The 24078-nt window shown below is 37.9% G+C and carries 25 protein-coding genes; 16 read left to right on the forward strand and 9 right to left on the reverse strand.

Translation table 11 applies throughout. The features are described 5' to 3' along the window. Position 1 precedes the first annotated feature (1 nt). Complete coding sequence (locus QRX23_RS00305) at positions 2 to 463, forward strand: GNAT family N-acetyltransferase (RefSeq protein WP_330155525.1); 462 nt, start codon at positions 2 to 4, stop codon at positions 461 to 463. Here QRX23_RS00305 and QRX23_RS00310 read toward each other — a convergent pair whose 3' ends face one another. Next, positions 464 to 1366, reverse strand: coding sequence for a DMT family transporter (locus QRX23_RS00310; protein WP_330155526.1), 903 nt, complete (start codon positions 1364 to 1366; stop codon positions 464 to 466). Between the two features lie 294 nt (positions 1367 to 1660). Here QRX23_RS00310 and QRX23_RS00315 point away from each other — a divergent pair, with 294 nt between their 5' ends. The 9 genes from QRX23_RS00315 (at position 1661) to QRX23_RS00355 (ending at position 10321) form a co-directional block, all read left to right on the forward strand. Beyond that, the gene (locus QRX23_RS00315) at positions 1661 to 2686 is read left to right on the forward strand and encodes an ABC transporter ATP-binding protein (RefSeq protein ID WP_330155527.1); all 1026 of its coding nucleotides are present in this window, start codon (positions 1661 to 1663) and stop codon (positions 2684 to 2686) included. After that, a complete protein-coding gene (locus QRX23_RS00320; protein WP_330155528.1) occupies positions 2683 to 3630 on the forward strand; it encodes an ABC transporter ATP-binding protein in 948 nt (315 codons plus the stop codon). The genes QRX23_RS00315 and QRX23_RS00320 overlap by 4 nt, the downstream gene beginning before the upstream one ends. Before the next feature lie 6 nt (positions 3631 to 3636). Then, positions 3637 to 4593, forward strand: a complete 957-nt coding sequence (locus QRX23_RS00325) for an ABC transporter permease (RefSeq protein ID WP_330155529.1) — start codon at positions 3637 to 3639, stop codon at positions 4591 to 4593. Between the two features lie 16 nt (positions 4594 to 4609). Further along, a complete protein-coding gene (locus QRX23_RS00330; protein WP_330155530.1) occupies positions 4610 to 5554 on the forward strand; it encodes an ABC transporter permease in 945 nt (314 codons plus the stop codon). A gap of 115 nt (positions 5555 to 5669) precedes the next feature. Further along, positions 5670 to 7475, forward strand: coding sequence for an oligopeptide ABC transporter substrate-binding protein (locus QRX23_RS00335; protein ID WP_259705390.1), 1806 nt, complete (start codon positions 5670 to 5672; stop codon positions 7473 to 7475). 254 nt (positions 7476 to 7729) lie between these two features. Further along, positions 7730 to 8542, forward strand: coding sequence for an alpha/beta fold hydrolase (locus QRX23_RS00340; protein WP_330155531.1), 813 nt, complete (start codon positions 7730 to 7732; stop codon positions 8540 to 8542). 45 nt (positions 8543 to 8587) lie between these two features. Beyond that, positions 8588 to 8830, forward strand: a complete 243-nt coding sequence (locus QRX23_RS00345; protein ID WP_330155532.1) for a single-stranded DNA-binding protein — start codon at positions 8588 to 8590, stop codon at positions 8828 to 8830. 126 nt (positions 8831 to 8956) lie between these two features. After that, on the forward strand, positions 8957 to 9628 hold the full coding sequence (locus QRX23_RS00350) for a type 1 glutamine amidotransferase (RefSeq protein WP_330155533.1): 672 nt from the start codon (positions 8957 to 8959) through the stop codon (positions 9626 to 9628). A 48-nt stretch (positions 9629 to 9676) separates the two neighbouring features. Next, the gene (locus QRX23_RS00355; RefSeq protein ID WP_330155534.1) at positions 9677 to 10321 is read left to right on the forward strand and encodes a GDSL-type esterase/lipase family protein; all 645 of its coding nucleotides are present in this window, start codon (positions 9677 to 9679) and stop codon (positions 10319 to 10321) included. An 80-nt stretch (positions 10322 to 10401) separates the two neighbouring features. On the opposite strand, the gene QRX23_RS00360 is transcribed toward QRX23_RS00355, so the two are convergent. Beyond that, positions 10402 to 10941 (reverse strand): TetR-like C-terminal domain-containing protein, encoded by a 540-nt coding sequence (locus QRX23_RS00360; RefSeq protein ID WP_330155535.1) that lies wholly within the window; start codon positions 10939 to 10941, stop codon positions 10402 to 10404. Between the two features lie 141 nt (positions 10942 to 11082). On the opposite strand from QRX23_RS00360, the gene QRX23_RS00365 reads away from it, so the two are divergent. Both QRX23_RS00365 and QRX23_RS00370 read left to right on the forward strand, forming a co-directional pair. After that, a complete protein-coding gene (locus tag QRX23_RS00365; RefSeq protein ID WP_408068650.1) occupies positions 11083 to 12564 on the forward strand; it encodes a DHA2 family efflux MFS transporter permease subunit in 1482 nt (493 codons plus the stop codon). A gap of 2 nt (positions 12565 to 12566) precedes the next feature. After that, positions 12567 to 13097, forward strand: coding sequence for a DUF4811 domain-containing protein (locus QRX23_RS00370; RefSeq protein WP_330155537.1), 531 nt, complete (start codon positions 12567 to 12569; stop codon positions 13095 to 13097). 94 nt (positions 13098 to 13191) lie between these two features. On the opposite strand, the gene QRX23_RS00375 is transcribed toward QRX23_RS00370, so the two are convergent. Then, positions 13192 to 13563 carry a hypothetical protein gene (locus QRX23_RS00375; protein WP_330155538.1) on the reverse strand — a complete coding sequence of 124 codons (372 nt, stop codon included), beginning with the start codon at positions 13561 to 13563 and terminating at the stop codon, positions 13192 to 13194. Positions 13564 to 13603: 40 nt separating this feature from the next. After that, complete coding sequence (locus QRX23_RS00380; RefSeq protein WP_330155539.1) at positions 13604 to 14590, reverse strand: lipocalin-like domain-containing protein; 987 nt, start codon at positions 14588 to 14590, stop codon at positions 13604 to 13606. 162 nt (positions 14591 to 14752) lie between these two features. On the opposite strand from QRX23_RS00380, the gene QRX23_RS00385 reads away from it, so the two are divergent. Then, a complete protein-coding gene (locus QRX23_RS00385) occupies positions 14753 to 15322 on the forward strand; it encodes a TetR/AcrR family transcriptional regulator (RefSeq protein WP_330155540.1) in 570 nt (189 codons plus the stop codon). Positions 15323 to 15380: 58 nt separating this feature from the next. Here the strand turns inward: QRX23_RS00385 and QRX23_RS00390 are convergent, their stop codons facing one another. The 4 genes from QRX23_RS00390 to QRX23_RS00405 form a co-directional block, all read right to left on the reverse strand. Further along, positions 15381 to 16403 (reverse strand): branched-chain amino acid aminotransferase, encoded by a 1023-nt coding sequence (locus QRX23_RS00390; protein WP_408068651.1) that lies wholly within the window; start codon positions 16401 to 16403, stop codon positions 15381 to 15383. 49 nt (positions 16404 to 16452) lie between these two features. Continuing rightward, the gene (locus tag QRX23_RS00395) at positions 16453 to 17472 is read right to left on the reverse strand and encodes a ketopantoate reductase family protein (RefSeq protein WP_330155541.1); all 1020 of its coding nucleotides are present in this window, start codon (positions 17470 to 17472) and stop codon (positions 16453 to 16455) included. Positions 17473 to 17997: 525 nt separating this feature from the next. Then, entirely contained in the window at positions 17998 to 18567 is a 570-nt protein-coding gene (locus tag QRX23_RS00400; RefSeq protein ID WP_330155542.1) for an LOG family protein, read from the reverse strand. A 22-nt stretch (positions 18568 to 18589) separates the two neighbouring features. Further along, complete coding sequence (locus QRX23_RS00405) at positions 18590 to 19150, reverse strand: TetR/AcrR family transcriptional regulator (protein ID WP_330155543.1); 561 nt, start codon at positions 19148 to 19150, stop codon at positions 18590 to 18592. Positions 19151 to 19321: 171 nt separating this feature from the next. Between QRX23_RS00405 and QRX23_RS00410 the strand changes: the two genes are divergently transcribed. The 3 genes from QRX23_RS00410 to QRX23_RS00420 are packed head-to-tail and all read left to right on the forward strand — an operon-like array spanning position 19322 to position 22167. After that, positions 19322 to 20323 (forward strand): NADP-dependent oxidoreductase, encoded by a 1002-nt coding sequence (locus QRX23_RS00410; RefSeq protein WP_330155544.1) that lies wholly within the window; start codon positions 19322 to 19324, stop codon positions 20321 to 20323. Between the two features lie 15 nt (positions 20324 to 20338). Then, positions 20339 to 21085, forward strand: a complete 747-nt coding sequence (locus QRX23_RS00415; RefSeq protein WP_330155545.1) for an SDR family NAD(P)-dependent oxidoreductase — start codon at positions 20339 to 20341, stop codon at positions 21083 to 21085. Positions 21086 to 21105: 20 nt separating this feature from the next. Continuing rightward, the gene (locus tag QRX23_RS00420) at positions 21106 to 22167 is read left to right on the forward strand and encodes an alkene reductase (RefSeq protein WP_330155546.1); all 1062 of its coding nucleotides are present in this window, start codon (positions 21106 to 21108) and stop codon (positions 22165 to 22167) included. Positions 22168 to 22247: 80 nt separating this feature from the next. Here the strand turns inward: QRX23_RS00420 and spxB are convergent, their stop codons facing one another. Beyond that, positions 22248 to 23999 (reverse strand): pyruvate oxidase, encoded by a 1752-nt coding sequence (spxB, locus tag QRX23_RS00425; protein ID WP_330155547.1) that lies wholly within the window; start codon positions 23997 to 23999, stop codon positions 22248 to 22250. Between the last annotated feature and the right edge of the window lie 79 nt (positions 24000 to 24078).

Raw genomic sequence — 24078 nt, forward strand, 5'->3', positions numbered from 1 at the left:
GATGGTTGAATTACGTATCATGACTGAAGATGAATTTCAGACATATCTAGAGCAAGGTATGCAATCGTATGTTACAGAAAAGGTGAAGGCAGAAAAAATCTCTCTATCTAAGGCGACTACATTGGCCCACAATGAATATCAAACATTACTACCAAATGGTCTAGAAACAGAGAAAAATTATTTTTATATGGTTGAAGAGGATGGTCAGGTTAAAGGATATATTTGGTTAGCAGCTTATCGTGGAAATGATGAGATTGCATTTGTTTATGACATTAATATTTATCCTGACTTCCAAAATCAAGGATTAGGGACGCAAACATTAGAATTAGCGACCGAAAAAATGAAGCAATACGGTTATAAATATTTGCGGTTACATGTATTTGGACACAATAAAAGAGCAATCCATGTTTATGAAAAACTAGGATTGCATGCAACAGATATTGTGATGGAGAAAGAAATTTAACTATGAATGATCACTTATTGGTCTTTTGGCAGATAATGCCTGTAGGAATGTGACACCAATAATTAATACACCGCCGAGTATTTGAACCAGACTAAAGGGCGTACCTAAGAATACCACTGCAAGAAAAGTGGCCGTTAGCGGTTCAAAAGCACTTAGCATACTCGTTGTCGTGGGTTTTAAATAATTTAGACTGGATAGATAAAAGAGATAAGCAATGGCTGTTCCAAACACAATGATGAAGATAATTTCAAGCCAAGAATTAAGCGAAAATGTTGGCATTGCATGAGACGTTAACAGTGGTAGGAAAGGGATGCTCCCTAACAGCATTGCCCAACCAGTTATTAATTCTGTCGCATAGCTTTTCAATAATTTACCGGGCAGAAGTGTATAAAATGCTTGGCTTAGCCCTGATAAAATTCCCCAAACAATAGCACTGATTGAAAGCGCTAGTTGGGTAACATTACCTTGTGTTACCAGCAGGAAAGTGCCTAAAAATGCTAGTAAGACAGATAGAATATCTGTACGAGAAGGCTTTAGGCGCCAACGTATAATTAAAAATAGTAAAATAAAAATTGGCCCTAAGAATTGTAGAATTGTCCCAGTAGCAGCGTTACCATATTTAATAGCCATAAAATAAGCTAGCTGTGAGGGAAGCATGCCAATAAAAGAAAAAATGAGTAATTGAATGGCCATTTTAGGTGACCGCCAAATGGTGAAAATACTTTGATGTGTATGTAAATAACTGTAAATTAATAATAAAATACCCGCACATAGTAGTCGCATGCCAGTTAACCAGTATGTCGAAAGACCAGTGTCATGTAAAAGTATTTGAGCGCAAGTTCCGGATGCACCCCATAGTATGCCGCCAACGATGATAAAAAATAACCCTTTATTTTTTGCCATAATCTGCCCCAATCATTCAAATTAAGGTTAGTATACTACAAAAAAATTGGAAAAATTAGAGAATTTCACATTAATTACAATGTAGATAAATGTATATCATTTTAAATGGCATCATATCAATAAATGCTGATATGATGTCTTTTTATATGCGCTAAATACGAACAATTTATTGATAAATTACAATAAGATTAGAATAAAATTAAAAAACAACTTGAAGTATCAAAGTCAGTTTATTATAATATTAAAAAATTATGATAAATTTAAGCAGGGGATGTTAAGTCGTAATGATTTGAGGTGAGTAGATTGGTTGAAGACAATGTGTTGCTAGAATTAAATGATGTTTCGACATCTTTTAAAATTAGTGGGAAGTACTATGATGCGGTGTCGCACGTAAATTTAGAAGTAAAAAAGGATGAAATATTAGCAATTGTCGGTGAGTCTGGGTGTGGAAAGAGTACATTGGCGACGACTATCATGGGGTTGCATAATCCAGATGCAACCCATATTACAGGGCAAGTCTTATTTGAAGGGCAGGATTTATTACAATTTGACGAAAAAGGTTTAAATGAAGTACGTGGCGCTAAGATTGGGATGATTTTTCAAGATCCGCTATCAGCTTTAAATCCTTTGAAGCGAATTGCGGATCAGATTAAGGAAGTATTGGATTATCATACGAAAATGACAGCCAAAGAGAAACATGATCGTGTCATTGAATTATTAGAGCAAGTAGGCATTGTTAATCCAGAACGAACGGCGAATCAATTCCCGCATGAACTTTCTGGTGGTATGCGACAGCGAGTAATTATTGCCATTGCGATTGCTTGTAAACCAGATATCATCATTGCAGATGAACCAACGACAGCTTTAGATGTCACGATTCAAGCACAGATATTAGATGTTTTGCGGGGAATTCAACGCGAAAATCATGCGGGAATTATTCTGATTACTCATGATTTAGGGGTTGTAGCCGAAACAGCGGATGAAGTTGCGGTGATGTATGCCGGTGAAATTGTTGAACGTGGCACAACAGAACAAGTATTTGGTGACCCACGTCATCCATATACAAGGTCGCTGCTACGTTCGATGCCACAAGGTAATCAAGATGTCGATAATGACGACTTGTACGTTATTCAAGGAAGTGTGCCATCTATTGAACGCATGCCTCAGACAGGTGATCGTTTTGCGGCACGAATTCCTTGGATTTCAGCAGAGGCTCATGAAGAGAATCCAACGATGCATGAAATTGTACCCGGGCATCAGGTTAGATGCACGTGTTATAAAGAATTTTATTTTAAAAACTTGGGGGAGAGTCGGGTATGAGTTTAATTGAAATCAAAAATTTAAAAGTCCATTACCCAATTCGTTCAGGTTTTTTGAATCGAGTGACCGATCAGGTTAAGGCTGTAGATGGCATCAATTTTAATATTGAGGCTGGTGAAACCTACGGATTAGTTGGTGAGTCTGGTTCAGGAAAATCAACAACGGGTAAGTCAGTTGTGGGTCTAGAAAATGTAACATCAGGATCGATTCTTTATGAAGGAGTCGATATTACGAAAGGTAGCGCCCGCCGCAATATAAAATATAACCAGAATGTTCAGATGATTTTCCAAGATTCGTTATCTAGTTTAAATCCCCGAAAAAGAGTGTTAGATATTATTGCCGAACCACTAAGAAATTTTCAACACTTATCGGCTGAGGATGAGAAAATCCGTGTTTTGCAACTACTAAATACAGTTGGTTTAAATCCAGAGTCATTGTATAAGTATCCACATCAATTTTCAGGTGGACAACGGCAACGTATTGGCATTGCACGTGCAGTAGCAACTAACCCAAAACTAATTATTGCGGATGAGCCAGTATCTGCGTTGGATTTATCCGTACAAGCACAAGTTTTGAATTTTATGAAAAAAATTCAACGTGAATTTGGCATTTCTTATTTATTTATCTCACACGACTTAGGTGTCGTTCGTCATATGTGTCAGAATATTGCCATTATGAATAAAGGACGTTTGGTTGAAGTTGGGACGCGTGAAGATATCTATGAACATCCGATGCACATTTATACCAAGAGGTTATTAGCAGCAATTCCAGAAGTTGATGTGGCACATCGTCAAGAAAGACAGCAGCAACGAAAAGAAATTGAGAAAATCTATCAAGAGCAATCAAACCAATATTATGATAAAGATGGCTTAGCGTATCCACTAATTCAAGTGTCACCAACGCACTTTGTCGCATTGCCAGAAGAAAAGCTAGCAAAGGGGTGATGATTAATGTGGAAAACAATTTTTCGAAGAATTTTAATCATGATTCCCGAAGTCATTTTGTTAAGTATATTGGTATTTTTGTTAGCTAAGGCAATGCCAGGTGATCCATTTACAGGTTCAATCAATCCGCGATCAAGTGCAACTCAAATTGAACATTTGAAACAAATTAATGGTCTCTATGACCCATGGTATCAACAGTATTGGAATTGGGTGGTTCATTTATTCCATGGTGATTTGGGGCAAAGTTATCAGTATCATGAGGCAGTTTCTAATTTGATTGGTGAACGAGCCATCAACACGTTGTGGTTATCATTGTTTACCATGATATTAACCTATTTAATTGCTCTGCCACTTGGTTTATATGCAGGAAAACATGAAGGTAAGTTACCAGACACAATTATTCGAGTGTATACCTACGTGACTTACTGTATTCCATTTTTCGTTATTTTAGTCATTGGATTGTGGATTTTCGGTTACGTCTTAAATTGGTTTCCAACAACGGGATCGGTTTCCGCAAATGCTGAAGGGTTTGGTACCTTAGGCTCACGCTTCTTCCACATTTTATTGCCAGGATTATTAGGAGCATTATTTGGAACCGTGAATATTGTGCAGTATATGCGTTCTGAGGTTATTGATGCTAAGCATTCTGATTATGTTAGAACGGCACGGTCAAAGGGGGTGCCAAGTAAAGCGATTTATCGGCACCATATTTTCCGCAATTCCCTCTTACCGATTGCTGCATTTGGTGGCTATTCAATTACCGGATTATTGAATGGATCAATTTTTACTGAAACAATCTTCTCTTATCCAGGTATGGGCATGTTATTTATTGATTCAATTAGTTACCGTGATTACACCGTTATTACGGCACTGGTATTGTTGTTTGGTATTTTGAACTTACTAGGAACATTATTATCAGATATTATTTTGAGCATTGTGGATCCACGGATTCGAATCAGTTAGAAAGGGGGCATATGAAATGGCATCAACGAGTAGAGTGGCTGAAATATCACCTCAAGAATTGCAACGTTTGACTGCTGAAGCCAAGCAAGAGGCGGCCCCTTCATCAACGAAGATTTTGTGGAACGAATTTAAGGCGGATCGGCCAGCGTTAATCGCGTTGATTATTGTGGTTGGGTTCATATTATTTGTCATGATTGCACCACTATTTATTAATAGTGACAAGATGATGACAACTAACATCATGGCGTACTTAACGCCACCTGGACATGATGGTTTTTTACTAGGTGCAGATGCTAATGGACGATCAATTGCGATGCAATTAATTGTTGGGTCGCGTAATTCGATTGGTATCGCGATTGGGTTGACGGTTATATCATCAACTTTTGGTATTGCTTGGGGACTAATTTCTGGATATTTTGGTGGCTATATTGATTGGGGGATGCAGCGTGTTTATGACTTCATGATGATGCTTCCTATGACCATGATGATTATTGTACTTGTCACCATTATTGATAACTATAATTCAGTCACATTGACATTAATATTCTCATTATTTTATTGGATGGGAACATCACGATTGATTCGATCTCGCACGTTGGCGGAAAGCAAGAAAGATTATGTATCTGCCTCAATTACCTCTGGAACTAGTGCTTGGAAAATCATTTTTAGAGAAATCATGCCAAATATTTCTTCATTGATTATTGTTGATACGACTTTGTCATTTGCTGAAAATATTGGTGTTGAGACCGGGCTGTCATATTTGGGATTTGGGTTGCCAACAAATATTCCATCATTAGGTACTTTGATTGCGAATGCCAATGATCCCAACAATATTACGCAATACTGGTGGACATGGTTACCAGCAGCAATCGAAATCATTATCTTGTGTCTATCAATTAGTTATATCGGTCAAGTGATGAGCCGAGCTGCAAATGCATCACAACGTCGAGCAGCTAAATAACATATTATCTGGATTTTTAAATATTTAGGGTGGTGGTGCATCAGGTGATAAATATTAATTAAATTTGTCGTTATATTAGGTGATTTCATGAGTTGAAAGGAAATGGGGAAAGCGTATGAACAAGACCAGTAAAAAATGGGCTGTATCATCAGCGGCTGTTTTGGCCGCCGTATCGTTAGCTACTTTCAGTATCGATAATACAACCACAGTTTCAGCGGCTACGAAAAGGGCGAAACTATCCGACACATTTAAGAATAGTGCTAAGGAAAGTACGAAGGCAAATAATGACAGTACTTTAAAGGTGGCTGAGCCAAATGATTCACCCTTTAAGGGAATTACAGAGCCAACACTAGCAGATAACCAAGAAGATTCTAACGTATTCAGTCCGGGTGGAAACAGTACTTTGTTCAATGTGGATGATAATTTCAAAATAATTGATGGTGGGTTAGCTAATCAAAAACTAGATCGACAGAATAATACAGTTACGATTACTATTCGTGATAATGCCAAGTGGTCTGATGGACAACCAGTTGTTGCCCGTGATGTTGAGTACCCATATGAAATTATTGCTAATCCTAAGTCAACATCATCACAATATTCAGCTGATTTTGAGCGAATTGAAGGCATGGCTGATTATCATTCAGGAAAGGCTTCAACGATTTCTGGTTTCAGTTATCCTGATGGTGAAAATGGTAAGACGGTTGTCATTAAGTACAATTCATTGTCACCAAGTATGAAATTTGCTGGTAACTCCTTTGTTTGGGGGACTGTCGCACCGTACCATCTATATAAGGGTGTCGCTATTGATAAACTAGCAGCTTCTGACCAGGTTCGAAAGAATCCAGTCTTTGTTGGTCCATATAAGTTGGATAAGGTCGTTGAAGGAGAGTCGACCAGTTGGTCTCCAAATAAGTACTATTGGGGCAAGGCACCAAAGATTAAGCACATCACGATCAATGTTGTTTCATCTAATAGTATTGATAAAGCCATCCAAACCAAAAAGTATGACTTTACCACACCAGCAGGTGTTATGCGTGGTACCAGCTATAAGAATCTGAAAAATCTCAAGAATTACAAGATTGTTGGTCATCCTGATTTAGGATACAACTATTTTGGATTTAACGTTGGTGAATATGACACAAAGAAACAAGTTAACGTGATGGATCCTAAGTCTAAGATGGCAAATAAGAATCTACGGCAAGCAATGATGTACGCGATTAATGAAGATGCCATAAATGAGAAATTCGGAAATGGTGTTAGATGGCGTGCCAAGACTTTGATTCCACCAATCTTTGATAAGTATTCTGACCAATCGGCTAAGGGATTCCCATACAGTCCAAAGAAAGCAGCTAAGTTACTTGATAAGGCTGGCTATAAGAAAGATGGTAAGTGGCGTACACAACCAAATGGTAAGAAGTTGGTTATTTACTTTGGTGCTATGAAGGGTAGTTCTACAAGTCACGCAACTTATCAAGATTACTTGCAACGTTGGCGTAAGATCGGTTTGAACGTCAAGATGGCTACTGGTAAGGAAATGGAAATGAACAGTTTCTATGATACTTTGCAAAAGCCAAAGCAAAACAAAATTGATATCTTTGCTGCTGCTTGGAGTTTGTCTTCTGAACCAACACCAACACAACTATATGGCGCAGATGCACCATTTAACATGGGTCACTTTGTTACGAAGAAAAATACGCAGTTGATTAATGACTTGAACAGTGAGAAGGCTTGGAATGATAAATATCGTACCGATAAGTTCAAGGAGTGGCAAGACTATATGAATGATCAAGCTGCTTACGTTGCTTCAGATAATAGTTACCAATGGGTACCTGTTAACAAGCGTGTGAAAGGCTTTGATTTGAGTAATGGAAACAATTATTTCTGGAATAATTTGACATTGACTTCTTCAAAATTGAAGTAGAATAAATGAGCTAGAGATAGATATAAAAAAATAAAAAGTAAAGGAAGGACTTTGAAATTGTTTCAGGTTCTTCCTTGTTTTATTTAATGGCAAATCATATAACCTTATGTGTTAACTGCATTTAAGTATAATTAGTATACTGATGTTAGGATAGTGACTTTAAAGAAACGCCTGAGAAATTTATAGAGGAATTGATCAAAACTGTTCAGGATATACCTGATAAATATTTTGGTTAGTACTAAGGGGAGGTTTAAATGCACAATATGTTAATTGACAAAAAAATAAAAACAGTATTAGGAACATATAAAGTGTCTATCCGTAATGGGGAAAAGATGATTGTTTTTTTAAGTGGGGCAGCTAGTTTTGATACTGAACAAACATTTCGACCGATTATTAATTTATTACCAGAGAATATTGGTGTTTTTGCGATAGATTACATTAATTCTGGACTTAGTTCAACTGAAGTCCAGCCGTTTGATCTGGTTCAAGAAGCAACAGTAATTGCAAATCTAATTAAGAAGCAGCAAGCAAAACAAATTATTCTTGTGGGACATAGTTTGGGAGGCCTATATGCATTACATATAGTGAAGCAGCTTGATAATGTTATCGGGTTTATAGGAATAGAGCCGTTAAATCGTGAATCTGTATTGAATCCACCACATGGACCTGCATACCGAAAGGTTGAGATGGAGGCCGCTAAATTGAGTGAAGAAGGTAAGATACAATTAGTTAAAGATAGAGTATATGAAAACTTTCCTAAATCCCTAGCTGATGAAATTTGGCAGACACATATATTAGATGAGGCAAGGGAAGATGGAGTAGTAGAAGAAAAACATAGAGATAATTGGATAGAGACGATAAAACAATATTCTGAAATAATGTTACCCAAAACATTACCAAGTATACTAATTTCGCAATCATTTCGTGCTAACGAATACCGACGTTCAGAATATTATACAGATAACTCTGTCGTAGTATCAGCAGGAGACTTTCATCAAATTCACTGGGAACATCCAGATATTGTTGCAAGGGCAATAAAAACAATACTTGGAGATGAAGTTCTATAATAACATCAAAGGTAGTATGATGATTCGTTATTAAAGGGGGATGTCATGAAAGAAAATATGAAACCAATTTTTGATGTTTTTGATGCTAATCTAAAAAAGATTGATGCTGGTGAAAAGTTCTCGTTGCCAAGTTTGTATGGTGAGTCAGATTGGGACCAATTGTATATCGGGGACAAAGTGATGGCTGGTAATCAGTTTTTGCGGCAAGTCCGGCAGGGGCGTTATCCAGATGTTAAAGAATTAACAAAAGATAAGCAACACGGACGACGTCAGTACCAGAAAAAATAATGATTCATGCATATTTGAATGTTAGCTAGTTAAAAGTATTGTTATAATTAATCAATATTAAGGGTAGTTGCAGGCGAAACCCATATCAAATTGCCGGTGACACTTTTTTGGTGTGGAAAGGTTTTTATGCGAATAAATATATTGCAACATACGCCTAATGAAGGTCCTGGTTCGATTTTGGACTGGGCACAAGCAAATGGTCATCAAACATTTATTTATCATCCTTATCAATTTGGCTATTTACCAACGGTTGATGAAACCAATTTGTTAGTTATTTTGGGCGGACCAATGAGTCCAAATGATGATTTGTTATGGATCAAACAAGAACGCGAACTCATTCAGGAGTTGTTAGACAAAGACATACCGATGTTTGGTGCCTGCTATGGCGCTCAACAAATCGCTAAGACGCTAGGCTGTGAAATTTCAAAGGCACCAGCTAAGGAAGTTGGTTGGGCGCCAGTGTATCGGCAAAGTCAAATTATCCCTGACATCCCCGAAGAATTAGTGGCATTACATTGGCATGAAGAAATGTTCGAAGTGCCTAAAGAGGCTGAATTACTGTTTTCTAGTGATGCAGTGACAAACCAAGGATTTGTGATGAACCATCGGGTAGTTGGACTACAGTTTCATTTTGAACCACTAGCTGATAATGTTCGTGAGATGGTGGTTAATGACTTTCCGTATATTCAGGGATCAATTTTTAACCAGACAGCAGATGATATCTTAGCAACACCGGTTCCTGATATCAATAAAGCGGTCATGTTTAAAATTTTAGATTTTATTACGGCTGATAAGTGAGTATCTAGTTATTGGGGAAAGTATGATTTATTGAAAAGGGGTTTTCAAATGGGGGAAAAAGAAGCAGTAGCACAATTACAGCAGCGGGAAATGGACGTTTTAAGGAAATATGTCAAAGCAAATAAATCGGCATTGCCAGACCAAATTGTCTTTGCAGGTTCTTCGCTAATGGAGATGTTTCCGATCGAAAAAATGCAACAAAACTTAGAGCTAAAACAAACAATTTATAATCGTGGTGTTAGTGGGACGACAACACAGTTTTTATTACAACACATTGATGAATTAGTACTTGATTTACAACCTGCCAAAATTTTTATTAATATAGGTAGTAATGATATTGATTTCGGTATTTCAGAAAAAACGTTCATTAGTAATTATGAAAGCATCTTACAAACCTTTAAGCAAAAACTGCCACAAACAATAGTTTATACCATGGCTTATTATCCTATGAACCCAACAATTCAAGCAGCTAAGAATAATAATCAAAACAGTGCTAGAAGTAATGAGCGTTTAGCGCAAGCAAGTCAGCAGGTCGCACAACTTGTTGATAAATTTGATTATGAATTTATCAATGTCAATGATGGGTTGGCTGACGAAAATGGTGATTTGTTACCAAAATTAACCTTTGATGGTGTGCATATGTTTCCAGCTGGTTATGAAGTCGTCTTAAAGAATATGTATCGATATTTGTGAAAGAAAATGCCATGTAAATGGAAAAGGTGTGAATAAAATAGAGTGAGGTCGGGACAACAATAGCATGTCCCGACCTCTTTTTATGCTAATACACCATTTTTTAAGTAATACAAAGTGACTTTTGCCATTTCATCGGGGGATTCTTTAGCCCCAGACAACAGCCATTCTGAAAGGATACTAAACACAGTACCAATGACTACATATAAGCGATAGCGTTCAGTTGAGTTAGCTGGCATATCACCAGCAGCACTTATAATGCGATCAGAAAGCAGCTGGTAAAAATAATCTGATAAACCATTTTCTAATAATAGTGTAATACGCTCCCGCTCAGCATAAATTAATTCAAAACTTTCTTGCACACCAGGTAAATCATCTTGTTTGTCTTGCAGGGGGTTACCCTGCAATGGATATCGACGATCACGTTGCAGATCTTGGAAATAATAGATAAGGATATCTTCTATCTTATCAAAATTGCGATAGTAACTAGCGCGAGCAACCTTGGCTGATTGGATAAGATCCGTAATTTTAATGCTTGAAAAAGATTTCACTTTTAGAAGTGAAAAAAGGCCATTGACAATTTGATCTTTAACACGTAAATTTTCTTGTTGGCTATGATTCATTATCTTCTCCTATGAGACATGTTTTGTGATTTTGTGTCACTGATACATATTGTATCATAGTTGTTTGAGTGTTATTCTGTTAAACATTGATTGATACATTATGTCTCAATGAAAAATAGGATGAGATTGAGGAGAGAAGAGATGAAAGTAGATCAACATGGTAGATCATACAATCGTACAGTTGTACTGATTGTGATGATGATTGCTGCTATGTCAGGTGGACTAATGCAAACTTCATTAGGAACAGCATTACCAACTTTAATGAAGGCATTTGATATTGACTTAGCAACAGCACAACAGGCAACGACTTGGTTTTTACTAATGAATGGGATTATGGTGCCATTATCAGCGTATTTTGCTAATCGTTTTTCAACAAAGTATTTGCATATTATTTCATATAGCTTATTGACTGTTGGGGTGCTAATGAGTATGTTTACCCCAGAAGATGCAAACTATTGGTGGTTATTTGTAGCTGGTCGAATCGTTACAGCAATCGCTGTTGGCGTGATGTTGCCCTTGTTACAAGTGGTTATTATCAATATGTATGAACCACAAGAACGTGGTGTTGCAATGGGGTTGATGGGACTTGTTGTTGGAATGGCACCAGCATTTGGGCCAACGTTAACTGGATTAATCTTGAATAAAGATCATACCTTTTTAGGGTTAACAATAACAAATGACTGGCGCTCAATTTTTATTTTGCCATTAATTTTGATTATTATTGCGACAGTATTATCACCATTCTTCATTAGGGATGTTTTAAAAAATCGACCAGTGAAGTTGGATTTGTTTTCAATTATTACTTCGACCATTGGATTTGGCTTATTCTTGTGGGGCTTTACCAATGTCAGCTCAGATGGTTGGGGAGATTTAGGAAGCGTTATTACACCAATCGTCGTTGGTATTATCATTCTAATTGTTTTTGGAATGCGTCAATTAAAGTTATCTGAACCATTCTTGGACATACGTGTTTTCTTGAACAAAAACTTCACGATTCCAACAATTGGTTTGTTGTTAGTTTCAATGGCGATGTATGGTGTTGAAATGATGTTACCAACGTATCTGCAAAATGTGCGTGGTCTTACACCATTAGACTCAGGATTAACACTTTTGTGGGGAGCATTGTTTATGGGATTTGTGAGTCCTATTGCGGGTGCGCTCTATAATCGAGTAGGTATTAAACGATTATCTTTTGTTGGTTTCTTTATCTTACTATTAGGGACACTACCATTTGTTTTCTTATCTGAACAAACACCAACCATTATTATTACTGTGCTATATGCCTTACGAATGGTGGGAATCGCTTTGCTCATGATGCCATTAACAACGGCAGCGATGAGTGCTTTGCCTGATGAGAAAGCAGCTGATGCAACGGCAGCCAATAATACGTTGCGTCAAGTATCAAGTTCAGTCGTGGTTGCTCTGATGACGTCAGTTGTTCAAAGTGTTATTAATAACAACACACCAAATGACAGTATGAAGAAGACAGCACCATTACAGTATGCAAAGAAAGTATTAGATGCATCTTTGGACGGCTTCCAATGGGCATTTATTATCAGTCTAGCATTTGCAGTCATTGGGCTAATATTTGTCATCTTTATGCAAAGCGAAAAGGAGGATTAATAATGATTCTTTGGATTATTGTAATATTGATGGTGTTAACAATTGTTAGCTTGTTATTAATTAAAAATAAGAGGTTACGCTATGGGTTGGGTGGTCTGTTTGCCATTTTACTAATTGCTTCTGTCGCTGCCCTGTCTGCCAATATGTCTAATCATTTTGGTATGGAAAAAGTAACACAAACCAAAACGAAAGCAATCTATTCGGCAGCGCCAGCTAATGTGCCGGTTGGGATGCTAATGGCAAAAAAGATTGAACAGCACCATTACGTTCTGGTCTATAAAGATGCAGCGACTGATAAAAAAGCAACCGCACATTTTGCACCAGATAAAGATGACATGCTAAATAGTCTTAAAAAGACAGCATCATTTAAAAAAGTAGATATTAAGCAGGCACAGCTAACAACAAGGACAACCAAGTGGCAGTATTCATCTGATTTTACAAAATGGTTATTTAAAATGAAAGAAGACAATCATTTAGTTCATGTCAAATATACAGCTAAAGTGCCATTAAATTGGCAAGTTATTGAGAAATAAATTCGATATTCGTTAAATAATACGAATAAATTAAAGAGGTGGTAGAAAAATCCATGGATTTTTCTACCACCTCTGTTTTATTTAATAACGATGATTACCGACCTTGATCATCTACACGTAAAGTTGGTACTTCAGTCCAGTGATCAATGGCATCGCCAATAAATCCTTCATGATAAGAAACAACTTGAGCCATCAGTCTTTGACCTTCTTTGTTGTCGTCACCATGAGAAGCCTTATAAAGAGATTGAATATAATCGTCGTAGTCTTCAAACTTATCTACGAACATCCAGTATTCTTTTTCAGGATCTTCCTTATCAGGCATGGTATAGGTGCGTGTTGAAGAATAATGATAAATTTCTGGATGAGCACTTTCATAATCATAAAATTCACGCATTGTACGTTCAATTGCTTCATGATCTGACTTTTTAGCTCTAAAACGACCAATTCCAAGATTTTCAACTGCCATAATAGTCCCCTCGTTTCTTAAATATAGTTTTAGTTAGTAATTAGTAAATTTCTTTGATTTGTGGATCACCGACAATTTCGCCACAACCACGACCAGTTACTTCTTCACCGTTGTAGGTTCCTTGAATATGAGTGACACTTTCAATTCGATGGAATCCTTCGAAAGTTTCTTGTCCTTGGAAATCAATAGTAATCTTCAACTTTGCATTCACGCTAGGAATAGTTACATTCCATCCAGATGGCCAATTGATGCTACTCTTTGAACTCGTCCAGATACCAAACATATTCTCTGAGATAGGATCAACATCCGCAATCGTGTGACTACCATCAGCGTGCAAGATATCAGCCCAACTGTGTTCTTGTTTACCGGTAGCACTCCAAACGGCTACTACCTCACCATTAGAAAGAGGCATTGATATCCAGATCCAGCGTGTATCACCAGATGCTAGGGTTGAAGCGTCCGCTACGGGGAACCATTGTCGATCAAACCAGCCATTACCAGTCACTGGATAATTTTTACCATTGACAGTAACGCTACCTGTAATGTCCATTCTTGGGAATCCATATTCATAGGTGGTTAGTTTATTGTCAATCAATGGGAAACTTCCGGTACCGTTATAAGCAATAGTTGGTCCCTGGCGCTTTAATTTCAAATCAAATGAATCGCCAGCATCTGTTTTTCCTTGGGCTGCCATTGTCGTTGCATCTGCAGACCACTGTAGATTATCACTTGAAACTTTAAAACCTTGGCCGACAGTTTCGTAATCAGCTTCTTTTGCTTCATCAAGTAAATAGCGACTAGTTGAAATGTCAGCAATTGCAATTGTACTTGTACCAGATAGAGTAGGCTTTTTAATGTAGTGGACGAGCACACCGAATTCTCGATCTTCAGCTTCAAGAGTGGCACAAATGAACCATGAATCTCCCATCATGCCGACTTGAGGTTGTAAATCTCCAATTGGATCAATAAACATTGGTCGATTTGGACGTTCGTTGTTATCTGGTTTTGCTTGAAAATTTGTTCCCATTATATATTTCCCCCTTAATTCAAAAGAACTAATAGATATTGTCATTTTATTTGTGTCATCAGATGCTTTTTTACTTTAATGTCACACCTAATGTACTGTTATAATATCATTAGAGATTTTTTAAAAAACCAGCAATTTTGCTAATCTGTTGGAGGGGATGTAATGGTCAGACCTAAAAAAAGTGAAAATGAGAATCCAGTCCGTAGTCGTATTGGACAAGAGTTCTGGAAACTATTGCGAAACAAACCTTTAGCACAGATTACAGTAAGTGAACTGGTAAAAAAAGCTGAATGTAATCGAGCAACTTTTTATTACTATTTCGATAATGTGGATGATTTAGCTTGGAAGATGCTTAAGGAAAGCATACCTGTTGAACTAACTAAAATAGCCCAGGCTTATTTTACTGGTGAAATTGAAAATGTCACCATAGATCCAGAAACAATGCATGTCATTGAACGCTTAAGTGTCTTAATTGGTAAGGACGGGTCATCGGAACTTGCTAATCTTGCTGCGGATGCACTAAAGAAAGTGTGGAGCAAAGAATTCTTAACAGAAGAAAATAAAAATGATGAAGAACTTTCGTATATGTTTGATTTTATGGCAAGTGGGATTATTGGCATAATTAGTCGATATGGTAGATCATTAGATACGGTGCGACTGAAAGAAAGCCTATTACTGATTAATACGCTCTTTTCAAAAACATCATTGGATTTTATTGCATCTAAAAAATAAATCAAAAACGACTGAGCTCATTGTGAATCCAGTCGTTTTTTGATAACGATATAATTAATTAATCAATAGTTTGTGTCCAGTTGTATGGATCAGGACGGTCACCATATTGGATACCAACTAATTCGTTGTACAATTTTGTTGTTGCAGGTCCAGCCTCAGTTTCACTGTAGAAAACATGCTTCTTACCATCATAAGTTAATGAACCAACAGGTGAAATAACTGCAGCTGTTCCCATAGCACCAGCTTCAGTAAATTGATCAATCTCATCAAAAGGTACTGGGCGTTCAACCGGATCTAATCCTTGATCTTTTGCCAATTGTAGTAGAGAACGCTTGGTAATAGAAGGTAAAATCGATTCTGACTTAGGGGTTACAAATTGACCTTCTTTAGTGATACCAAAGAAGTTAGCACCACCAAATTCATCAACATACTTGTGTTCACGAGGGTCTAAGAATAGGCAATCAGCATAACCTTCTTGATGAGCCTTTGCTGAAGAGAATAAGCTACTTGCATAGTTTCCTGAGGTCTTTGCTTGACCGGTACCAGCGTGTGAAGCACGGTCATACTCACTCACAGTATATGGGGCAGGATTTAGACCATTTACATAAGCACCAACTGGTGTTGCATAAATATGGAAAGTGTATTCAGTTGCTGGTGATACACCAACTACGCTACTTGTTCCGATCATAAATGGCCGTAGGTAGAGAGATCCACCTGTACCATATGGTGGAATAAATTCTTCATTAGCCTTAACAACTTGCTTAACGGCATCGACAAAAGCATCGACTGGATAAGGAACCATCATCATACGTTCAGCAGAATCAACCATACGTTCAGCATTCAATTCAGGACGGAATAGATTGATCTTACCATCCTTACGACGATAAGCTTTTAAACCTTCAAAAACTTCTTGGCCATAGTGGAGCACTTCGGCAGCAACTGATAATTCGACGGTTGAACGAGTCGTTAATTCACCTTGTTGCCACTCACCATCTTTGTACTTTGCCTCAAAGTCATAGGGCAAATCGTGATATTCAAATCCTAAATTGTTCCAATCCAAGTTTTCAACTTTTTCTTTCATGATATATTCTCCTCGTGATAATAAATTGATTGATTAAATTGTAATATGTTTACTGTGAAACGGCAGTAACTTTTTGCTCGCTAGCTTTATCATCTTCAATGACCTGATTAATAAAACCATTGACATCGAACTTATCTGTAAACTCGGTGAGATGAACCAGATGACGTAAGAAATTGTGAGTAGATGCTTCGTAGTTATACTTTTTGCCTAAATCATAGATATAGCCATTGATATAATCCACTTCGGTTTCACGACCATTTGATAGATCCTGATACATCGAAGGGAAGTGCAGGGGGTTACCGGTCTGACTAACAGTGACCACTTGCTGCCATTCTTCTTGGCGTGAGGTTAATAATTTAATACCAGCACGTTCACAAACATCATAAGCTTCGTTAATTAACTGGACAGATAAAGCACGTGTTGTTGGTGCCTGGATGAATTCACCCATACGGACCTTAAACATTGTGCAAAGCGTGTTTACCACTGAGTTGAAAACAACTTTCGCCATTAACGTACCATTGAAATTGGTTGTTAACGTTGGATTCATACCAGCTGTCTTAAAATCAGCGACCACTTGCTGGGTCACATCATCTGGTTGTTCAGTTTGATTCGCAAAGTTAACTGATCCAGCACCTTTTTGACCAATGAAATCCACATCGCCTGCTTTGTTTAGCACGGTACCAATCATGGCTGTGCCGCCAATGACATGCTCAGCAGAGAAGTACTGGTTCAATTTTTCAATATGTCCCATGCCGTTCATGCAAGTCAGTGCATAATGCTTGTCATTAAAGAAATGTGCACAGCGATCCAAAAGTTCAGCTAGCATATACTGCTTGGTAAAGACAATCAGAATGTCTGCGCGTCCGTCATATTCTTCGGGAGAGTATACGTTGATTGGTACGAGGTGTTTATTTTGCCCGTCACGGGAGACATAAACGCCATGCTGTGACCGAATGGTACTGACTTGTTTATCCCATGTATCTACAAAATCCACTTCAAAACCGGCTTCTTGTAGTAAGACACCAAACCGCAATCCCATTGCACCTGATCCTAATACTGCATATTTCATTCTGATTGCCTTCTTTCTGCGACTGGTTAGCCATAAAAGTTGGACAAATTATCCATACGAGGCGTCTGTCTTATTATTATGGCTAAATAGATGATTGATTGTCGGATTATTATTTATTAAATGACTAATATCGGATTCTATAAGACATCACCTCCCAAAATTTACAAATTATTATGAAAAAAGCCCTTAACTTTGACCAAATTTCTGGTCAAAGTTAAGGGCGCATTAGCACGGTACCACCTTAATTGTTTTAAAAACATCTCACGTACAGCAAAAACACTATACGTTCACACGATAATGGGTGTCCCCAATGCTGTTTAATAATCAATTGATGTTCACAACATAGCTGAGAGATGATCATTATCAATTTTTGTGTATCACTTTTCACCAAACAGCGACTCTCTAAACACAGCGAAAGATAAAATTCTCCTTATTGCTTTTTAATCATAATTTAATTTAATAAGAGATTAACGCGTTAGGGGATACTTTGTCAACTACATTTGAGAAATAAGTTTATTTTATTTGTTATTTGATGTATGTTCTGATTTTCGGCGGTTGATAATCCGCAATAAACTTAAAAATTTCGTCTAGGGAGTCAGAAAAAAGCAATTTTTCACGATCTTCAACTGTTAGGAAACCTTTTTCAGTCATATTATCAAACATTGTTCGCAAAGGATCATAATAGCCATTGACATTGAAAAAAATGCAAGGGTTGTCATTATCTCCGATGCGTGCCCATGAAAAAGCTTCAGAAATTTCTTCGAGTGTACCTGGACCACCTGGTAGTGCAATGCAAGCATCAGATAATGATAGCATCATTGCCTTACGGGTTGCCATATCATCTACAATCTTCAGATTCGTTAATCTAGAGAATGCAGCACTACGTTCATAGAGTTCTTTTGGCATAATACCTTGCACTGTGCCACCAGCATCTAAAACCTCGTTGGCTAATAAGCCCATCAAACCAACACCGCCGCCACCATATACGAGTTCAAGATTGTGACCGGCTAAGTAATGGGCCAGTGTAACAGTGGCCATTTGATAAGCTTGATCATTTCCTGTGGCAGCACCACAGTATACCGCAATTCGTTTCATTTTTAGCGACCATCCTTGTTCATTATTCTATAGTTGTCAAACCTTTGCTAATAAGTTGCCATAATAACTCGAAACGTGGCTGATAGTCTGGTAAATGCCAGGTTTCTTTAAAATTAGGTAAGGTAAAAACGGAAAAAGCAGATAGAATAGCTTCAGCTTTTTCAAAATTAGAATCATTATACCCCATGATTTGGTTAATCATCTTATAGGCACTCGTTAGGACTTCATGTAATGCAAGCGGGTTGTTGTCGACATAATAAGTGTTGAGCAGGAACATTTGTGGATCATTATTGTAGGCATTCTTTTTAGCGTTAACAAATGCCCAAAGCCAATCATGTAATTCCGCCTGTTTGTTTTGCTGCTTGTTGGGAGTGAAGTGTACATTGTTAATAATCGTTTGTTCAAACCAATCAGCTGCAACTGCCTCCCATAAAGCTTGTTTGTTTTTAAAATGTTTGTAAATGGCTGCATGAGTGATACCAAGTTCATTAGCAATTTTAGATAGCGGTACTTCAGCAGTGTTTGTTTCTTTAATCAGACGCCTAGCGGTGGTAATGATTATTTTATTAGTTATTCGTTCCACGGAATTGTCCTCCAATCATTTGTTTTTCATAAAATCTTCTTTATTTTAGCACGCAAAATTTTTAGTTACAATATTTGACTAATGTAACTTTGTGCATTACACTGTGGGTGTTGGTTACAAAAATATAAAAAAGTAACCACGATGACCTAAACATAGTAAGGAGGGTAACGTATGAAGGCAGCACAATTGTCAAAATATGATAAAAATTTCAAGTTAGACGTGAATAACGTTGCCATACCAACAATAAAACCAAATGAAGTATTAGTAAGAGTCAAAATGGCAGCAGTTAATCCACTTGAAACATTAATTGGCACTGGTAGCGTTAAGCTCATTCAAGATTATGACATGCCCGTGACCATGGGAAATGAATTAACAGGGATTGTTGAGAATGTTGGCCAGCAGGTTGCTAATTTTAAGAAGGGGGATGCAATTTACACACGGTTGCCCTCAAATAAAATCGGGGCTTTTGCAGAATATGTCGCCATTGACAGTGCGGCAGTTGCACGGTTACCAGAAAATCTGGATTTTAGTACCGGAGCAGCGGCTGCCTTGACTGGCTTAACAGCATATCAAGGCCTTCATGAAGAATTAGATGCAAAACCTGGAGAGACAGTATTTATTCCTGGTGGGTCTGGCTCGTTTGGTCAAATGGCAATACCAATCGCTAAGGATCTGGGATTAACAGTCATTGTTAGTGGAAATGAAGCAGCAAAAAATCGCACTTTAGCTATAGGAGAAGACCAATACTTAGATTTTCGTACTGAGAACTATTGGGAAATGCTAGCCAATGTTGATTATGTCATTGATACGCTAGGGCCAAGTGAGTTTGACCATGAATTGTCAATCATTAAACCAGGTGGTCGATTATTGTCATTAAGGACAGGTCCTAATAAACGTTTTGCAACTGATCATGGTATTACGGGTGTTAAGAAGGGATTGTTCACCTTAGCAGGTGCAAATTTTGATCGAAAAGCTAAGGTCGCGAATGTGCAGTATCATTTTATTTTTGTTAGAAGTGATGGTGCGCAATTAACAAAAATTACAAAGATTATTGAAAAAAATAATATTGTGCCAGCGATTGATTCTCGAAGTTTTTCATTGAATGAAATCAATAAAGCACTTGACTTAGTTAATCATGGAAAAACAACTGGAAAAGTTCTAATTAAATTTTAAAAGGAGATAATATTCATGGGAAATCGTTTAGCAAATAAAGTAGCAATTGTGACAGGTGGTATTTCAGGAATTGGTAAAGCCATCGCAACAGATTTTTTAGCTGAAGGGGCAACAGTGGTTATTACTGGCCGGAGAGAAAAGGTTGGTCAACAAGTTGCTGAAGAGTTAAGTCAACAAGGTGAAATTATTTATTTAAAGCAAGATGTTAGTCGAGAAGCGGATTGGGAAAAAGTTGTTGAGACAACGCTGGCTACTTTTGGTCATTGGGATATCTTAGTGAACAACGCAGGGATTGGTGGCGCTAATAAGCTCATTGCTGATACTAGTCTGGCAGAGTGGCAACAGGTCATGGACATTAATTTAACAGGAAACTTCATTGGTGTTCGTGAAGCATTAAATAAAATGACTAGTGGTAGTATTATCAACGTGTCTTCCGTCTTAGGGATTATTACACCAATGCCAGGTGTTGGTAGTTACGCTGCCTCTAAAGCAGGAACTCGGTTATTGACAAAAGCAGCTGCTGTTGAGGCAGTGAAAACAGGAAAACCAATCCGTGTAAACTCTGTCCATCCTGGACTGGTCAGCACAGACATTGTTTCTGATGATATTAAAACGGCACTACAAGCATCTGATGATGTTATTCCGGCCATTGGAAAGCCCGCAGATATTGCAAAGGCGGTCACATACCTTGCGTCGGATGAATCAGCGTATACAACTGGTTCGGAGATTGTATTGGATGGTGGGACTTTAGCCGGTCGATAATAGCAAAGGAGATAGAAGCAATGAGAGATTTATGGACATCAGCTCGGATTGGTGACATGACTTTGAAAAATCGTTTGGTTATGGCACCAATGACAAGAAGTCGGGCGTTAAATAATGGGGTACCTGGACCGTTTGCACCTGAGTATTATGCCCAGCGTGCGACCATGGGATTAATTATTTCGGAAGGAACACAACCTTCTCCTGAAGGCCAAGGGTATACGAATACACCAGGCATTTACACACGCGAACAAGTAGATGGTTGGAAAAAAGTAACGCAAGCTGTCCACGATCAAGGCGGGAAAATATTTATTCAATTGATGCACGTGGGTCGTATTGCGCATCCAGATAATTTGCCAAATCATGAACAGGCAGTTGCTCCTTCGGCAATTGCACCAGGTGAGCAAATTTTTACAAAACAGGGGATGCAAGATATTCCTGTGCCACATGAATTGACAAAAAGTGAGATTGATAAAACAATTGATGATTATCGTCAGGCAGCTGCTGCAGCGATTGCAGCCGGCGCGGATGGTGTAGAGATTCATGGCGCTAACGGATATTTAATCCATCAGTTCTTGGGCGAAAATTCAAACCAGCGTACAGATGAGTATGGTGGTTCAGTAGAAAATCGGATTCGTTTCGCGATTGAGGTGACAAAGGCTGTTATCCAAGAAATTGGTTCTGAACGTACAGGATTTCGTATTTCACCATTAAATCTATTAGGTGGTGTTAATGAAGGTGAACAAACCGCTGAGCTGTATCATGAGCTAGTTAGCCAATTGAATGCATTTGATTTAGCATATTTGCATATGATGCATGTGGGACATGAAGATATTTTAAAGCAAGTTCGGGCTGATTGGCATGGACCATTAATGGTTAATCGTGCTAATCGACCACTAGAAAAATTAACCATTGATTTGGATAATCGGATTGCAGATCTTGTTTCAGTTGGTAATTATGCATTGGCTAATCCAGATTTGGTGAAAAGACTAAAGGAGGGTCTACCTCTCAATCAACCTAATCCGGAGACGATTTATGTGAATAATGGTGCCGTTGGTTATACGGATTATCCAACTGTTGAATAGTGGGTTGTATGACGTAAGTAAAGATAAAAAAGTTGGGACAAAATAATTTGTTCCAACTTTTTTTGCTAAAAATGTATTAATTATTTTTCAACGTGGTACTTTTCTAAAAAGTGACTAATGGGGGTCAAACCAGCTGCATGATACTTTTCAATGAAGGCGTCAACATAAGCCTGATCAAAGTTTTCATTAGGTTCTAGAGCCAATTGCTCAACTGGTAATGGCCGTAAATTAGAAATCTTAACATCAATCACGACGGGGCCTTGTGTTGATTTTGCTTCATCAAAGGCGTGTTTTAATTCTGATAATGTACGCACTTCATAACCTTTGGCACCTAAAGCAGTCGCAGCGTCCCCAAAGTTTGCATCAATTAAATCGACGCCGGAATGAGGTTGCTGACTATCATCTTGTTCACCTTCAATAAATCCTAATGATTCATTAGTTAGAACAACATTGATAATTGATTGGTTGTACTTTACCTGTGTGAGGATGTCTTGCATATTCATTGTAAAGCCACCGTCACCATTAATTGAAAAGACTTGGCGATCTGGGTATGAGGCTTTTGCGCCAATGGCAGTTGGCAATGCGTAGCCCATTGTGGCATACCAAGCCGACGTGGTAATTTTTTGTGTGGGCTTCATCTTTAATAGTCGATAACTATCGATGGTTACATTTCCAACATCGACTGAAAAGATAGCATCATCATCGGCAATGCGATTGATTTGTGCAAATACAGTATCCACCGCTAATGGTGTTTCATTTTGGTCCTCAAATTGGGTTAACCAATTATTCCAATTCTGTTTATCAGCAACTAGTGCATCATAATATGGTCGTGACGTTACAGTATCACTAGCCTTGATTAAGGATTGCAAGGTTGTTTTTGCATCCGCTAAGATACCAACGTCTACTTTATGACGCTTGCCCATATTTGATGGCTTGATATCAACTTGAATAAATTTTGCATTTGGATCAGCAAAGAATGATAGGTAAGGCATGTTGGTTCCAATGAACAAAATTGCATCTGCGTTTGAAATTGCATCAACACCGGGTTTTGTTGCGACACGACCAGCGCTCAACATATAAGCCTTGTGTGAATTATCAATGACTCCCTTAGCCAGAGCTGATGACATTAATGGAATCTGCAACTTTTCCGAAAATTCTTGCAATTCAGCACGGGCATCTTTAGCACCCAATCCAAAGTAGATCAATGGCCGTTTTGCATTGGTTAGAATATCAACAGCCTGCGCAACAGCTGTTTCATCAGGCAATGGATAGTTGCCTGTAAATGTAAAAGTATCAGCAGTCGATTCAAAGCTATCATCAATTTCAGTCCAACCAAGATCTTTTGGAATTGTTACCATTGCAACACCTGAATTTTCATAAGCTTTACGAATTGCTTGATCAACAACAGCTGGTAGTTGTTCCGCTGTCATGACGGTCCGATTATAAACAGAAACATCCGCAAAAATTGGATTTTCATTTAATTCTTGAAAGTAGTCGGTATTCATTGTGGCTGTCGGCACTTGGCCAATGAGCGCTAGCACTGGTGCATGATCATGCTTAGCATCATATAATCCATTGAGTAGGTGGACAGCACCAGGTCCAGCTGAGCCAAATGTCACACCAATTTTACCAGTTAATTTTGCTTCTCCAGATGCAGCAATGGCACCAGTCTCTTCATGTCGTACTTGGATGTACTTAATTGTATCTTGACGATTATGAATCGCATTCATTGTTGAATCAAATGAACCACCTGGTAGACCAAATAGATGGTCAACGTGCCAGTCTTCTAAAACTTTTAACATGGCGTCTGCTGCATTAATCTTTTTGCTCATTTAACATAACCTCCTATGATTCTATGAAAACAACATAACTTCACCATCACTATAGTCCGCTTACTAAAAAGAAACAAAT

The sequence above is a fragment of the Weissella paramesenteroides genome (assembly GCF_036327715.1).
In the GTDB taxonomy this organism is placed as follows: Bacteria; Bacillota; Bacilli; order Lactobacillales; family Lactobacillaceae; genus Weissella; species Weissella paramesenteroides.